Origin of the sequence: Isoptericola nanjingensis, from assembly GCF_050311635.1 — a bacterium.
Taxonomy (GTDB): Bacteria; Actinomycetota; Actinomycetes; order Actinomycetales; family Cellulomonadaceae; genus Isoptericola; species Isoptericola nanjingensis.
This window is the reverse complement of record NZ_JBNOZL010000005.1, coordinates 265,473-278,563: the sequence shown is the minus strand read 5'-3', so window position 1 is coordinate 278,563 and position 13,091 is coordinate 265,473. Positions and strand designations below refer to the sequence as shown.

The 13,091-nt window shown below is 74.1% G+C and carries 15 protein-coding genes and 1 tRNA gene; 5 read left to right on the top strand and 11 right to left on the bottom strand.

What is annotated here, in order from left to right; translation table 11 throughout:
* Nucleotides 1-31 precede the first annotated feature (31 nt).
* Nucleotides 32-571 (top strand): MarR family winged helix-turn-helix transcriptional regulator, encoded by a 540-nt coding sequence (locus tag ACQP6G_RS11875; protein WP_429764524.1) that lies wholly within the window; start codon nt 32-34, stop codon nt 569-571.
* An 18-nt stretch (nt 572-589) separates the two neighbouring features.
* Here ACQP6G_RS11875 and ACQP6G_RS11870 read toward each other — a convergent pair whose 3' ends face one another.
* Nucleotides 590-1,822: an MFS transporter gene (locus tag ACQP6G_RS11870; protein ID WP_429764523.1), complete on the bottom strand. Its 1,233-nt coding sequence runs from the start codon at nt 1,820-1,822 to the stop codon at nt 590-592.
* A 147-nt stretch (nt 1,823-1,969) separates the two neighbouring features.
* Between ACQP6G_RS11870 and ACQP6G_RS11865 the strand changes: the two genes are divergently transcribed.
* From ACQP6G_RS11865 to ACQP6G_RS11855, 3 genes are all read left to right on the top strand, one after another.
* Nucleotides 1,970-2,497: a MarR family winged helix-turn-helix transcriptional regulator gene (locus ACQP6G_RS11865; protein WP_429764522.1), complete on the top strand. Its 528-nt coding sequence runs from the start codon at nt 1,970-1,972 to the stop codon at nt 2,495-2,497.
* Nucleotides 2,498-2,621: 124 nt separating this feature from the next.
* A complete protein-coding gene (locus tag ACQP6G_RS11860; protein WP_429764521.1) occupies nt 2,622-3,248 on the top strand; it encodes a ClpP family protease in 627 nt (208 codons plus the stop codon).
* A complete protein-coding gene (locus ACQP6G_RS11855; protein WP_429764520.1) occupies nt 3,248-3,880 on the top strand; it encodes a ClpP family protease in 633 nt (210 codons plus the stop codon). Before ACQP6G_RS11860 ends, ACQP6G_RS11855 begins: the two co-directional genes overlap by 1 nt.
* 10 nt (nt 3,881-3,890) lie before the next feature.
* On the opposite strand, the gene ACQP6G_RS11850 is transcribed toward ACQP6G_RS11855, so the two are convergent.
* The 3 genes from ACQP6G_RS11850 to ACQP6G_RS11840 are packed head-to-tail and all read right to left on the bottom strand — an operon-like array spanning nt 3,891 to nt 5,830.
* Nucleotides 3,891-4,460, bottom strand: coding sequence for a YciI family protein (locus ACQP6G_RS11850; RefSeq protein ID WP_429764519.1), 570 nt, complete (start codon nt 4,458-4,460; stop codon nt 3,891-3,893).
* Between the two features lie 25 nt (nt 4,461-4,485).
* Complete coding sequence (locus ACQP6G_RS11845) at nt 4,486-4,881, bottom strand: helix-turn-helix domain-containing protein (protein ID WP_429764518.1); 396 nt, start codon at nt 4,879-4,881, stop codon at nt 4,486-4,488.
* A 10-nt stretch (nt 4,882-4,891) separates the two neighbouring features.
* Nucleotides 4,892-5,830 (bottom strand): EamA family transporter, encoded by a 939-nt coding sequence (locus ACQP6G_RS11840; protein WP_429764517.1) that lies wholly within the window; start codon nt 5,828-5,830, stop codon nt 4,892-4,894.
* 72 nt (nt 5,831-5,902) lie between these two features.
* Here ACQP6G_RS11840 and ACQP6G_RS11835 point away from each other — a divergent pair, with 72 nt between their 5' ends.
* Nucleotides 5,903-6,823 carry a LysR family transcriptional regulator gene (locus tag ACQP6G_RS11835; protein ID WP_429764516.1) on the top strand — a complete coding sequence of 307 codons (921 nt, stop codon included), beginning with the start codon at nt 5,903-5,905 and terminating at the stop codon, nt 6,821-6,823.
* Nucleotides 6,824-6,837: 14 nt separating this feature from the next.
* Here ACQP6G_RS11835 and ACQP6G_RS11830 read toward each other — a convergent pair.
* The 7 genes from ACQP6G_RS11830 to ACQP6G_RS11800 form a co-directional block, all read right to left on the bottom strand.
* Nucleotides 6,838-6,911, bottom strand: a tRNA-Leu gene (locus tag ACQP6G_RS11830).
* A gap of 117 nt (nt 6,912-7,028) precedes the next feature.
* Entirely contained in the window at nt 7,029-8,480 is a 1,452-nt protein-coding gene (locus tag ACQP6G_RS11825) for an NAD(P)/FAD-dependent oxidoreductase (RefSeq protein ID WP_429764515.1), read from the bottom strand.
* Nucleotides 8,481-8,571: 91 nt separating this feature from the next.
* On the bottom strand, nt 8,572-9,537 hold the full coding sequence (locus tag ACQP6G_RS11820; RefSeq protein WP_429764514.1) for a Ppx/GppA phosphatase family protein: 966 nt from the start codon (nt 9,535-9,537) through the stop codon (nt 8,572-8,574).
* Nucleotides 9,538-9,582: 45 nt separating this feature from the next.
* On the bottom strand, nt 9,583-10,107 hold the full coding sequence (locus ACQP6G_RS11815; RefSeq protein WP_429764513.1) for a DUF501 domain-containing protein: 525 nt from the start codon (nt 10,105-10,107) through the stop codon (nt 9,583-9,585).
* A 90-nt stretch (nt 10,108-10,197) separates the two neighbouring features.
* Nucleotides 10,198-11,346, bottom strand: coding sequence for a galactonate dehydratase (dgoD, locus tag ACQP6G_RS11810; protein ID WP_429764512.1), 1,149 nt, complete (start codon nt 11,344-11,346; stop codon nt 10,198-10,200).
* A gap of 28 nt (nt 11,347-11,374) precedes the next feature.
* The gene (locus ACQP6G_RS11805) at nt 11,375-11,992 is read right to left on the bottom strand and encodes a 2-dehydro-3-deoxy-6-phosphogalactonate aldolase (protein WP_429764511.1); all 618 of its coding nucleotides are present in this window, start codon (nt 11,990-11,992) and stop codon (nt 11,375-11,377) included.
* A complete protein-coding gene (locus ACQP6G_RS11800) occupies nt 11,989-13,068 on the bottom strand; it encodes a 2-dehydro-3-deoxygalactonokinase (protein WP_429764510.1) in 1,080 nt (359 codons plus the stop codon). The genes ACQP6G_RS11805 and ACQP6G_RS11800 overlap by 4 nt, the downstream gene beginning before the upstream one ends.
* Nucleotides 13,069-13,091 lie beyond the last annotated feature (23 nt).

Here is a 13,091-nt window from a genome sequence, read left to right as displayed (position 1 = left end):
GGTTCCCAGGGATCGGGATACAGTCTGCCCCGTGATCCCGACGACCGACGAGCCCGCCGCGTCCTCCGGCGACGCCCCCGGGAACGCCGGCCCCGACGACGAGCGCCGCGCTCTGCTCGACGAGCTGGTCCGGATCCACCACGCCATCGGCGAGACCTTCCTGTCCCAGCGGCTGGAGCCGCTGCTGCACACCCGCCTGACCGTCCAGCAGCTGCGCGCGCTGGCGATCCTCCAGCTCGACGGAGAGACGAGCTCCCACCGGCTGGCGGAGGTCATGGGGGTCGCGCCCGCGACGGTGACGGGCATCGTCGACCGCCTGGTCTCGGCCGGGATGGCGGCCCGGCGGCCGGACCCCCGCGACCGCCGCGTCCGGCTGGTCGCGGCCACGACGCGGGGGGCGGACGCCGTGCGTCGGCTCGTCGCCCAGGACGACGAGCCGACGCACGGCCTGATCGAGCGGATCGCCACCGACGACCTGCAGGCGCTGAGCCGCGGGCTCACCGCCGTGCTCGCGGCCGCGCGCGCCGAGGCGGACGCCGTCCGCTCGGCCGACGACGCCCCCGAGGGCTGACCCCCCGGGGCGCCGGGGTCACAGCTCGGACATGGCCTCCTCGGGCGTGCCCTCGACGGCGGCGGCCGCCTTGTTCCAGCGCGACCACAGCACCTTCTCGCCGAGCTGCCCGGCCATCTTGTGCGCGGTGAGCAGAAAGACGATCACGCCCACGGCCAGCACGCCGACGCCGACCCAGTAGGGGGCGGAGGCGCCGACCGGGTGCAGCAGGCCGGCGATCACCGGGGCCGGGGCGGCGAAGCCCCAGCGCACGAGGTTGAAGGCGCCGGTCGTGACGCGGCGGTCGGGGTCGCCGAGCGCGAGCGACAGGTCGGTGAGGATCGCGTTGGCGATGCCCATGAACACGCCGGCGACGACGAGCACGACGATCGAGGCCGCCGTCGGGAGGCCGAGGGCGAGCAGCAGCGTCATGACGAGCACGCCGGCCACGGCGATGCCCAGGGTCTGCACCGCGCCGATCGTGTGCGCGAGCTTGTGGCCGACGACGAGGATGCCGAACGCGAGGCCCAGGCCCCAGGCGGTGAACACCAGGCCGAGGGGGACGACGTCGAGCCCGAGGAAGATCGGCGTGTAGCCGAGGATGATGAAGAACACGAAGTTGTACGTGGCGGTGACGACGGCGAGCGCGAGGAACGCGGGCTTGCGGAACAGCCCGAAGACCTGGCCCACGTGCAGCGGCGCCGGCTTCTCGGCCGGGTCCTTGAGCTTCGTGATCGACATCGCCAGCGCGACGATCATGAACAGGCCGCACGCGAAGAACGGCACGCGCCAGCTGATGCTGCCGAGCAGGCCGCCGATGAGCGGGCCGACGGCGAACCCGAGGCCGACGCAGGTCTCGAAGATGCCGACGACCCACTCGCGGTCGTTGGCGAGCGAGACGAGCAGCACCATCGCGGTGGCGAAGAACATCGCGTTGCCGAGGCCCCACAGGCCGCGCAGCGCGGCGAGCTGGCCGATCGACGTGCTCAGCGCGGCGAGGATCGCGGCGATCGCGACGATGGTGACCCCCGTGCCGAGGATCTTCTTGAAGCCGAACTTCCCCGTGGCCAGCACGGCCGGGATCATGCCGACGGCCATGACCGCGATGTACGCGGTGAACAGGAGCTCGATCTGCCACGTGGTGGCGCCGATGGCCTCCCCGATCACCGGGAGGATCGGGTCGACGACGGCGATGCCCGCGATCGCGAAGAACGCCGTCAGCGCGGTCGCGTAGATCGCGGTCTTGTTCGGTTCGTTGCGTGTGCCTGCCACGGACTCCTCACTCCTGCCCCACGGGCCGCCGCGGGGTCGTCTGCTGCTGGTCTGCCGATGTGTCGCGCCGCCGTCGTCGCCGGCGAGGAGCCGTGCGGGGCGCCAAGATGCCTGCATCGTGCAGGTAATTACCTGTAGGATACACCTATGACCGCTTCCCGGGGAAACAGTGTGGAGAAGAAGCGTCCCGACCAGGACGACGACGGCGGCACGACGGCGCCCGACGTCGTCGCCCGCGTCGAGCTCGGCCTCGCCCAGCTGCTGCGCCGCGCCGAGCGCACCACCGCGGCGACCACCGTCCGGACCGGGGGCCACGACCTCGACCGCTCCGGCTACCTGCTGCTGCACGCGCTGCGCGACGGCGGCCCCCAGCGCGTGCAGGCCCTCGCCGACCGGCTCGGGATCGACGCCTCCACCGTGACCCGCCAGGTCGTCGCCCTCGAGCGCGCGGGCCACGTGCAGCGCTCCCGCGACCCGCACGACGGCCGCGCCGTCCTCGTCTCCGCGACCGCCGACGGCCGGGCCGCCCTGCACGCGCAGCGGCGTCGACGCAGCGCCACGTACTCGACCGTGCTCGCCGACTGGAGCCCCGCCGACCGCGTCCTCCTGGCCGAGCTCGTCGAGCGCCTCAACGCCGACCTCGACGCCTACAAGCGGGACACTCCCCCGGCCTGACGACCGCCGGCGCCTGCTCTCGTGGACCTCGCCCCACGACCGGCGCCGTGCCGTCTGCCCTGAGCAGATGCGCTCCCGGCAGAGAAGCCTCCCGCTGCGACCGCCGTCGTCGGACGGTGGGGACATGAGCACACCGAAACTGAGCACCCCGGCACCACCCACCCCGCCCGCCTTCGACGACCAGCTCACCGCGCGGCTGCTGCACCAGCGCATCGTGGTGATCGGCACCGAGATCGACGACGCCGTCGCGAACCGCGTCGTCGCGCAGCTCCTGCTGCTGTCGGCCGAGGACCCACGGTCCGACGTCGCCCTGTACGTCAACTCCCCCGGCGGCTCCGTCAGCGCGGGGCTCGGCATCTACGACACCATGCGACTGCTGCCGAACGACGTCGTGACGGTCGGGTTCGGCTTCGCCGCCAGCATGGGCCAGTTCCTCCTCACCACCGGCACCAAGGGCAAGCGGTACGCGCTGCCGCACACGCGGGTGATGATGCACCAGCCGTCGGCCGGCATCGGGGGCACCGCCGTCGACATCGCGATCCAGGCGGAGAACCTGGAGCACACCAAGCGCGTGATGCACGAGCTCACCGCGCAGCACACGGGCCGCACGGTGGAGCAGATCGCCGCCGACAGCGACCGCGACCGCTGGTTCACCGCCACCGAGGCGGTCGAGTACGGCATGGTCGACCGGATCGTCGAGAGCGTGGAGGACGTGCGGCCGTCGGCCGCCGGCCGGAGGGCGGGGCTGTGATGACGACGACGATGAACGAGCGGATGAGCTACACGATCCCGAACGTCGTCGAGCGCACGCCGCTCGGCGAGCGCTACTCGGACGTCTTCAGCCGGCTGCTGCGCGACCGCATCATCTTCCTCGGCACGGAGATCGACGACGGCGTGGCGAACGTCGTCATGGCGCAGCTGCTTCACCTGGAGTCCGAGGCGCCCGAGCAGGAGATCGGGCTGTACATCAACTCCCCGGGCGGCTCGGCCACGGCCATGACCGCGATCTACGACACGATGCAGTACGTGCGCAGCGACGTCGCCACCACCTGCATGGGCCAGGCGGCGTCCGCCGCGGCGGTGCTGCTCGCCGCCGGCACGCCCGGCAAGCGCACGGTGCTGGAGCACTCCCGGGTGCTGCTGCACCAGCCGTCCACCCAGGGGCAGGGCACCGTCTCCGACCTCGCCATCCAGGCCCGCGAGGTGCTCCGCCTGCGCGCCGAGACCGAGCTTCTCCTGGCCCGGCACACCGGGCAGACCGTGGAGCGGCTGCGGACGGACACCGACCGCGACCTCCTCCTGTCCGCGCACGACGCCGTCGCGTACGGCGTGGCGGACGCGGTCGTCACGTCGCGCAAGCTGTCGGACCGCGCCGCGGCCTAACCGTCCCGACCTAGGTGGCGTCCCGTGCCGCCGGGCGCCCGCCGACGTGCCAGTCGTGGACCTCGACGTCCGCGTAGTCGTCCACGACCAGCACCCGGCGGGCGTCCGCGGGCCCGGCGGCCTCGACCAGCGCGGCCGCCCCGAGGATTGCGGCGCCGTCGTCGGACAGGAGGTGGCCCGCCGCGACGAGGCCGACCCGCGCCCCGGCCGTGACGAGAGGCTCGCCGCTCCCCCGCCACCCGAGCCCGAGGACCAGGAACCGTGGGCCGCCCTCCGGCCCGCCCGGGTACTCCCACATCGTGCGCCCGAGCAGGTCGCGCCACCGTCGCAGCAGCACGTCGCGGTACGCGCCGGCCTGGTAGTTGGGCTCGTCGAACACGAACGCCCGGGCGGCCGCGGGGCCGGGCAGGTCGAGGATGTGCACGCTGCCGGTCAGAGTCCGGCCGCCGTCGGCGGTGGTGGGGCCGCGCGCGACCATCCCGCGCGCGAACCGGTCCATGTAGGCCAGGTGCTCGTCGTTGAGCGCCTCGCGCAGCGCGAGCGACCCGGGACGGTCCCGGTGGTAGCAGAAGAACTCCATGCCGCCCGACGCTAGCGCGAGGCAGCTAGGCGGCGAGGGCGACGACGTCGGACGTCGTCGTCGAGCGCACGTGCCGGGACGACGACGGCGCGCGGTCGCGCAGCGACGTGAGCACCCGGACGCGCTCCTGCTGCTCGGCAGCCGCGGCGAGCGCGTCGTGGGCCTGGGCGACCAGATCGACGAGGCGGATGCCGAGCGCGGCGCAGACCGCGGCCAGCACCTCGGAGGACGCTTCCTTGCGGCCGCGCTCGACCTCGGACAGGTACGCGGTGGACATGCGCGCCGTGCCGGCGACCTCCTGCAGGGTGCGGCCCTGGCGCAGCCGGGTGCGGCGCAGGATTCCACCGACCAGATGGCGTAGCAGGGGCTCGCGCACGTGCTCCACCTCGGCCACCGTGCCGACCCGCATGTCCGCCGTCATGGCGACGACGCTACCCGCGCCCGGCGCCCGACGGCTCTGCGAGCGGCTCGACGGGCGGGCGTTCTGCTGACGGCAGAAGCCGGCGCGCGGCCCGGCTGCTGCCGTAGAGCACCCCTCCGACGACGAACGCGGCGCCCACCCCCTCGAGCGGGGTCACGCGCTCGCCGAGCAGCAGCCAGGCCGCCGACATCCCGACCACCGGCACGAGCATCGAGAACGGGGCGACCACCCCCGCGGGGTGGCGGGCCATGAGCCAGGTCCACACGCCGGAGCCGAGCACCGTCGCGACCACCACCGTGTACAGGAGGCCGACGACGGCGCCCACGGCCCCCGGGTCGTCCCACGACGTGAGGGAGTGCGCGATCTCTCCCGGCCCCTCGACCAGCAGCGACAGCGCGAGCATCGGCAGCGGCGGCACCACCGACATCCACAGGGTGAGGCGCAGCGGGCTCTGCGGCTTCGCCTGCCGGTTGCAGACGTTGCCGATCGCCCAGCCGAACGCGCCGGCCAGGGTGAGCAGGAAGGGCACGACCGTGGCGGTCGCAGCCTGCTGCCAGGCCACCAGGGTGAGGCCGCCGACGGCCACGAGGATGCCGAGCACCTGCCGCCCGGTCACGCGCTCGCGCAGGAACGTGGCGCCGAGCAGCACGGTGAACGGGCCGGACATCTGCAGCACGAGGGACGCGAGGCCGGCGGGCATCCCCGCCGCCATCCCCCAGTACAGGAAGAGGAACTGCAGCGCGCCGAAACCGAGCCCGTACCCGACCACCCAGCGCACGGGGACGTCGGGCCACGGCACCAGGAGCACGGTGGGCAGCGCGATGAGTGCGAACCGCAGCGCGACGAGGAACATCGGCGGGAAGTGCTGCAGCGACGCGTCGATGGCGATGAAGTTCAGCCCCCACAGCAGGGCGACGAGGACGGCGAGCAGCCGGTGGCGGGCGGGCATGCGCTCAGCCTCACCCGGGACTATCGTGAAGGACAAGCGAAAGTTGCTTCACGCTGTCTGTAGGCTGGCTTCATGGATGTCCGGCACCTGGAGCTGCTCCGCGAGCTCGCCGACCGGGGCAGCGTCACCGCCGTCGCCCGCGCCACCCACCGCACGCCGTCGGCCGTGTCCCAGCAGCTGCGCACCGCCCAGCGCGAGCTGCGCACGCCGCTCGTCGAGCCGTCCGGCCGCGGGCTGCGGCTCACGGACGCCGGCCGGCTGCTGGCCGAGGGCGGGGCGAGCGTCGCCGCCGCGCTCGCGCAGGTCCAGGCCCGGTGGGACGAATTCCAGGGCGAGCCGTCGGGTACGGTCACCGTCGCGGCGCTGGCCAGCGCCGCCACGTTCCTCCTCCCCCGCGTCGTCGCGGACCTCGCCGGCACCGCGATCGCGCTGCGCTGCGCCGACGTCGACATCGCGGAGGCCGAGTACGGCCCGCTCACCGCGGACCACGACGTCGTCGTCGCGCACTCGCTCACCAGCGTGCGGCCCGCCGGGGCGGAGGGCCTGACCGTGGTGCCGCTCGCCCGCGAGCCGCTCGACATCGCGATGGCGGCCGACCACCCGCTCGCGCGCCTGCCGCACGTGCGGCCGCGCGACCTCGTCGACCAGGACTGGATCGGGGTGCCCCTCGGCTACCCGTTCGACACCGTGCGGCTCGCCGTCGAGCAGGCCACCGGGGCCGAGCTGCGCGTGGTGCAACGGCTGCGCGACAACCGCCTCATCGAGGCGCTCGTCGCCGCGGGCGACCAGGTCGCCGTGCTGCCGCGCTTCACCACGCCCACCGGCGACCGCCTCGTGCTGCGCGAGCTGACCGACGTCGCCATCGCGCGGCACGTCTCCGCCGTCCTGCGGCCCGATCGCGCCGAGCGCCTCGCCGTCCGCCGCGTCGTCGACGCGTTCCGCCGCGCAGGCGCCCACGTCGAGGTGGAGATGGCGGGAGCCGCCGACGGCTGACAATCCCGCAGAGGTGCCCCCGCCCGGGTTCGAACCGGGACTGGGCCGGGTTTAAGCCGGCTGCCTCTGCCAGTTGGGCTACGGGGGCCATCGCCGAGATAGAGAGGGCGACCTGACGAGATAGAGAGGCTACGCGCCGCGGCCGGCCGCGGCGCGTAGCCTCTCTATCTCGTCAGGTCGCCCTCTCTATCTCGGCGGGGGAAGTTCAGCCCTTCTCGGCGCGCGCGGCCGACGACTCGGCCTTCTGCTCCACCTTCTCGCCGGGCTGCTTCGGCGGCACGGACGCCTTGCGGAACTCGTCGCGCGGGTCGTGCAGGGAGCCGAGGGACACGATCTCGCGCCCCATGAGGAACTGGCCGACCCAGCCGATGAGGATGCGCACCTTGCGGTTGCCGGTCGGCATCGCCATGACGTGGTAGCCGCGGTGCGCGAGCCACGCGAGCGGGCCGCGCAGCTTGAGGAAGCCGAACAGCTCCGCGACGCCCTTGTACAGGCCGAGGGACGCGACGACGCCGACGCTCTTGTGCGCGTAGTCCTCGGGCTGCTGGCCCTTGAGGACGGCGACCAGGTTGTCGGCGAGCTTCGTCGCCTCGCGGATCGCGTGCTGCGCGTTCGGCGGGCAGAACTGGCCGGGGTTGAGCACGTCCGGCACGGCGGCGCAGTCGCCCGCGGCCCAGGCGTCGGGGACGATCTCGCCGTCCTCCGTCGCGACCTGCAGGGTGGGCTTGACGATGACGCGGCCCATCCGGTCGAACGGGAGGTCCGACTCCTCCTTGATGACCGGGTTCGCCTTGACGCCGGCGGTCCACACGATCGTCTCGGTGTCGAACTCGACGCCCGTCGAGGTGACGACGTGCCCGTCCACGCAGGACGACAGGAACGTGTTGAGGTGGAACTCGATGCCGCGCTTCTTCATCTCGTCGAGCGCCCACAGGCCCATGGGCTCGGAGACCTCGGGGAGGATGCGGCCCGAGCCCTCGATCATGACGAAGCGCAGGTCCTCGGCGTCGATCGTCGGGTAGTTGCGCGTGGCGTACCGCGCCATGTCCTCGATCTCGGCCAGCGCCTCGATGCCGGCGAAGCCGCCGCCGACGAACGTGAACGTCAGCATGCGCTTGCGCGCGTCCGCGTCCCACGTGGACGAGGCGACGTCCATGCGGTTGAGCACGTGGTTGCGGACCGCGATGGCCTCCTCCACGTTCTTGAAGCCGATCGCGTTCTCCGCGAGGCCCGGGATGGGCAGCGTGCGGGAGACGGAGCCGAGGCCGACGACGAGCTGGTCGTACGAGACCTCGTAGTCCGGCCCCTCCTCGGGGTGGATCGTGATCTTGTGCCCGGCGTGGTCGATGTGGTTGACCAGGCCCTGCAGCACGTCGATGCCCTTGAGGGCCTTGCGGTGCGGGGCGACGACGTCGCGGGCGTCGATCGAGCCCGCGCCGGCCTCCGGCAGGAACGGCGCGTAGGTCATGTACGGCCGCGGGTCGACGACGACGATCGCCGCGTCCTGCTTGCCGAGCTTGCGGCGCAGACGACGCGCCGCGTAGAGACCGACGGAACCACCGCCGAGGACGACGATGCGGGGCACCTTGCGGGGCCGCGGGGCCGCGGCGGGCGCGTCCTGGACAGAGGTGTCCGACGACAGAACGTTCTGAGGCATGAACACCATTCTACGACCGCGCCGGGGGCACGCAGTCGGGCCGTCCACCCTGCGACCCCCGGCAGCTTTCGCGCAGGTCAGGCCGCACGGGTCACACGAGCGAGAGGGCGATGCCGTCGAGGATGTCGCTCTCGCTGGTCACGACGTCGGTCAGCGTGCCGCCCGCGGCGGCGACGTCGTCGCGCACCCGCCGCACGACCTCGGACCAGACCAGCGCGCCCGCGCCGATGACGTCCGCGCGACCGGGGTGCATGAACCCGAGGGCGAGGCGCTGCTCGCGAGTGCGGTGCAGCAGGTCGTCGCACGCGGCGAGCACCCGGTCGACGCCGAGGACGGCGCCGTGCACGGCGTCGCGCCGGTACTCCGTGAGCCCCAGGACGTGCGCGGTCACCGACGTCACCGAACCGGCGAGCCCGACGAGCGTCGTGGTCCGGCCGAACGGCACGGTGCGGGCGGCGTCGTCGAGCGCGGCGCGCACGTCGGCGCGCGCGGCCTCCACCTCGGCCGGCGCGGGCGGGTCGGAGTGCAGGTGGCGCTCCGTCATCCGCACCGACCCGACGTCGAGCGAGAGGGCGGCCTCCGGCGTCGTCGTGCCGAGCACCAGCTCGGTCGAGCCGCCGCCGAGGTCCACCACCAGGTACGGCCCGGGGTGCTGCGCGGCGACGCCCGCGGTCGCTCCGCGGAACGACAGCTCCGCCTCCTCGCGGCCCGAGGCCACCTCGGCGTCGACGCCCAGCGCCGCGCGGACGCCGTCGAAGAACTCCCGCCGGTTGCGCGCGTCGCGTGTGGCCGACGTCGCGACGAAGCGCACGCGCGTGGCGCCCGCCTCGCTGATGACCCTCGCGTAGTCGCGCGACGCCTCGAGCGTGCGCGCGAGCGCCTCCGGGGCGAGCTCGCCCGTGCGGTCCACGCCCTGCCCGAGCCGCACGATGCGCAGCTGCCGGTCGATCTCGGTGAGCGTGCCGCCGGGGCCGACGTCGGCCACCAGGAGGCGGATGGAGTTGGTGCCGCAGTCGATCGCGGCGACCCGCGTCGCGCGTGTGGAGCTCTCTGTCACGGGCCACACTGTCTCATCAGACACCGACGGCCCGCCTGCCGGCCGTCAGCAGGTGCAGCGGTCGGGCCGCCACTGGTCGCGGACGAGGGCGAGCGCCTCGTCGCCGAGCGGGTTCACTCCCGGGCCGCCGGCCAGCGCGTGGCCCATGAGCACGTGGATGCACTTGACGCGCGTGGGCATGCCGCCGGCGGAGATGCCCTCGATCTCGTCGACCTGCCCGAGCTCGGCGCGCCGGGCGAGGTAGTGCTCGTGCGCCCGGCGGTACGCGGCCGCCAGCTCCTCGTCCTCCGCGAGGCGCGCCGTCATCTCCTTCATCACGCCGTCCGCCTCCAGCCGCGACGCGGCGGCGACCGCCCCCGGGTGGGTGAGGTAGTACGTGGTCGGGAACGGCGTGCCGTCGGGCAGCCGCGGCGCGGTGCGCACGACGAGCGGGCGACCGCACACGCAGCGGGCGGCGATGCCGACGACGCCGCGCGCCTCACGGCCGAGCTGCTCGGCGAGCACCTCGAGGTCGCGGTCGGTGACCACGGTCGGGTCGGCGTCGCCGACGGGGGCGGAGTGGTCGGTCATAGGGGCGGTCCTCGGGGCGTTCGCGGGCGGGGCAGCACCCATTCTCCCCCGGGCGCTCCCCCGCCGGCGCCGCTGCCGGGGTGCGCCCGCTCACCACTCCGCGAACGAGCCGTCCGCGTGCCGCCACACGGGGTTGCGCCACCGGTGCCCGACGGCGGCCCGCTCGCGCACGTAGTCCTCGTCCACCTCGATGCCGAGGCCGGGGCCGCGCGGGATCTCGACCGACCCCCCGGAGTAGGCGAAGACGGACGGGTCGACGACGTAGTCGAGCAGGTCGTTGGAGGTGTTGTAGTGGATGCCCAGGCTCTGCTCCTGGATCACCGCGTTGTAGGTGACGGCGTCGAGCTGCAGGCAGGCGGCGAGCGCGATCGGCCCGAGCGGGCAGTGCGGGGCGACGGCGACGTCGTACGCCTCGGCCATCGCCGCGATCTTGCGGACCTCGGTGATGCCACCGGCGTGCGAGAGGTCGGGCTGGATGACGTCGACGACGCCGGACGTGATGACGTCCTTGAAGTCCCACCGCGAGTACAGGCGCTCCCCCAGCGCGATCGGCGTGCTCGAGGCGCGCAGCACGTCCGCGATGCCGTCGACGTGCTCGGACAGCACCGGCTCCTCGACGAACATCAGGTGGTACGGCTCCAGCGCCTCGAGGAGGACCCGCGCCATCGGGCGGTGCACGCGTCCGTGGAAGTCGACGCCGATGCCGACGTCGGGCCCGACGGCCTCGCGGACGGCGGCGACGTTGGCGACGACCCGTTCCACCTTGTCCCGGGTGTCGAGGTACTGCAGCTCCTCGGGGCCGTTCATCTTCACGGCGGAGAAGCCGCGGCCGACGGCCTCGACCGCGGCCGCCGCGGTCTCGGCCGGCCGGTCGCCTCCGATCCACGAGTACACCTTGATGCGGTCGCGCACGCGCCCGCCCAGCAGCTCGTGCACGGGCACCCCGAGGGCCTTGCCCTTGATGTCCCACAGCGCCTGGTCGATGCCGGCCAGCGCGCTCATGTGGACGCCGCCGCCCCGGTAGAAGCCGGAGCGGTACAGCACGGTCCAGTGGTCCTCGATCTGCCGGGGGTCCTTGCCCACCAGGTAGTCGGACAGCTCCTCGACGGCGGCCGCGACGGTGGCGGCGCGCCCCTCCAGGACGGGCTCTCCCCAGCCGACGATCCCCTCGTCCGTCTCGATCTTGAGGAACAGCCAGCGGGGCGGGACGGCGAACGTCGTCAGCGACGTGATCTTCACGGCTTCCCTTTCAGCGTGCGACGCGTGGTCAGTGGTTCGTGTGCTCGGCCCAGACGCGGACGAGCTCGGCGGCGCGCGCGGCGACCACCTCCGGGGTATCGCCCGGCCGGTACAGCGCGGTGCCCAGGCCCGCGCCCGCCGCGCCCGCGCGGGCCCACTCGCCGAGGGTCGTGGCGTCGACGCCGCCCACGGGGACGAGCGCCGTGCCGGCGGGCAGCACGCTCGCCCAGGCCCGCAGACCCGCGACGCCGACCGCGGCGGCCGGGAAGAGCTTGACGGCGGTGGCCCCGGCGTCGAGCGCGGCGAACGCCTCGGTGGGCGTGGCCGCCCCCGGGTAGCTCTCCAGCCCGAGCCGCACCGTCTCCGCGACGACGTCGGGCCTCGTGTTGGGCGACACGACGAGCGACGCCCCGGCGTCGGCGGAGCGGCGCACGTCGTCGGGGGTGAGCACGGTGCCCGCCCCGACCCGCGCGTCCGGGCCGGCGGCCTCGCGGATGCGGCGGACCGACGCCAGCGGGTCGGGAGAGTTGAGCGGCACCTCGACGGCGTCGAACCCCGCCCCGAGGACGGCGGCCGCGACGTCGACGGCCTCGGGCGGCGTCACTCCGCGCAGGATGGCGACGAGGCCGACGGGTCGGTGCGTCATGAGAGTCCTTCCTCGGTGCGGGACGGGGTGGTGGCGTGGTGGCGGCCCCGGGCCCCGGGGCCGGGTGCGGCCACGAGCCCGGCGTCGCGGGCGACGCGCCACAGGCCGCGCACCGCCACGTCCTGGCCGGCGACGCGCGCGGCGGCGCCGTGGCGCCCGAGCGCCCGGTCGTAGCGACGCGCGGTCGCGCGGGAGGCGCACACCGTGACGCGCGGGGCCGGGTCGGCGCGCAGCGCGTGCCGCACCTCGGACCCGACGAGGAGGCCCGAGACGTAGTCCGCCACCTCGGCCGGCCGGAGCATGCCCGCCATGACGAAGGTGCGCGCCGTGAACAGCAGCGCCGCCAGCCCGCGCTCGTCCCCGCGCCGCGCCTCGGCGTCGAGCCCGCGGTCGAACGCCGCCCACGAGGTGGGCCCGGGGGCGTCTTCAGCACCGTCGTCGGGGCCGCCGTCGGCGAGGCGGGCCAGGATGCTGTCGCGCAGCAGGAGGGCGTACAGCTCGCCGGTCATGACCGTGCTGAAGCCCGTGACCAGGTCGCCGTCGAGATGCACCCACTTGGAGTGGGTGCCGGGCAGCACCGCCGTGGCGAGCGCAGCGCCGCCCTCCTCCCGGGCCTCCTCCAGCGCGCCGAGCAGCTGCACCTCCTCCCCGCGCAGGACGTCGGGGTCCGGCCCGACGACCCGAAGGCCCGGCACCAGGTGCACGACGGTGCCGACGTCGGTCCCGGTCACCGGCACCGGCGTGAGGTGGTCGGCGAGCCGCGGGAGCGCCGCCGGCACGTCGAGGTACCCCGCGTCGGCCCACCCGTGGTTGGAGCCCACCATCCCCGCGGCCAGCACGGGCAGGCCGGGGCGGCGGTCGAGCCAGGACCCGCACAGGCGCACGAACGTGCGCTCGAAGGCGGCGGCGCGGTCCGGCGCGGAGCCGGCGCCCGCGGAGCAGAGGAGGGTGCCGTCGTCCGTGCGCACCTCGTCGAGGACCCCGCCGGCGGCGTCCAGGAGCCAGCCCCGGAAGCTGGAGGTGCCCCAGTCGAGGGCGACGAGCGCGGCGTCGCGTTCGGGTACGTCATCGGCCATGGTCGTGAACGGTAGGCAGCAGT

Coding starts and splice junctions, on each gene's coding strand:
- ACQP6G_RS11865 (WP_429764522.1), top strand. CDS start 1,970: ATGACCGCTTCCCGGGGAAACAGTGTGGAGAAGAAGCGTCCCGACCAG.
- ACQP6G_RS11860 (WP_429764521.1), top strand. CDS start 2,622: ATGAGCACACCGAAACTGAGCACCCCGGCACCACCCACCCCGCCCGCC.
- ACQP6G_RS11855 (WP_429764520.1), top strand. CDS start 3,248: ATGACGACGACGATGAACGAGCGGATGAGCTACACGATCCCGAACGTC.
- ACQP6G_RS11850 (WP_429764519.1), bottom strand. CDS start 4,460: ATGGAGTTCTTCTGCTACCACCGGGACCGTCCCGGGTCGCTCGCGCTG.
- ACQP6G_RS11845 (WP_429764518.1), bottom strand. CDS start 4,881: ATGACGGCGGACATGCGGGTCGGCACGGTGGCCGAGGTGGAGCACGTG.
- ACQP6G_RS11840 (WP_429764517.1), bottom strand. CDS start 5,830: ATGCCCGCCCGCCACCGGCTGCTCGCCGTCCTCGTCGCCCTGCTGTGG.
- ACQP6G_RS11835 (WP_429764516.1), top strand. CDS start 5,903: ATGGATGTCCGGCACCTGGAGCTGCTCCGCGAGCTCGCCGACCGGGGC.
- ACQP6G_RS11825 (WP_429764515.1), bottom strand. CDS start 8,480: ATGCCTCAGAACGTTCTGTCGTCGGACACCTCTGTCCAGGACGCGCCC.
- ACQP6G_RS11815 (WP_429764513.1), bottom strand. CDS start 10,107: ATGACCGACCACTCCGCCCCCGTCGGCGACGCCGACCCGACCGTGGTC.
- ACQP6G_RS11805 (WP_429764511.1), bottom strand. CDS start 11,992: ATGACGCACCGACCCGTCGGCCTCGTCGCCATCCTGCGCGGAGTGACG.
- ACQP6G_RS11800 (WP_429764510.1), bottom strand. CDS start 13,068: ATGGCCGATGACGTACCCGAACGCGACGCCGCGCTCGTCGCCCTCGAC.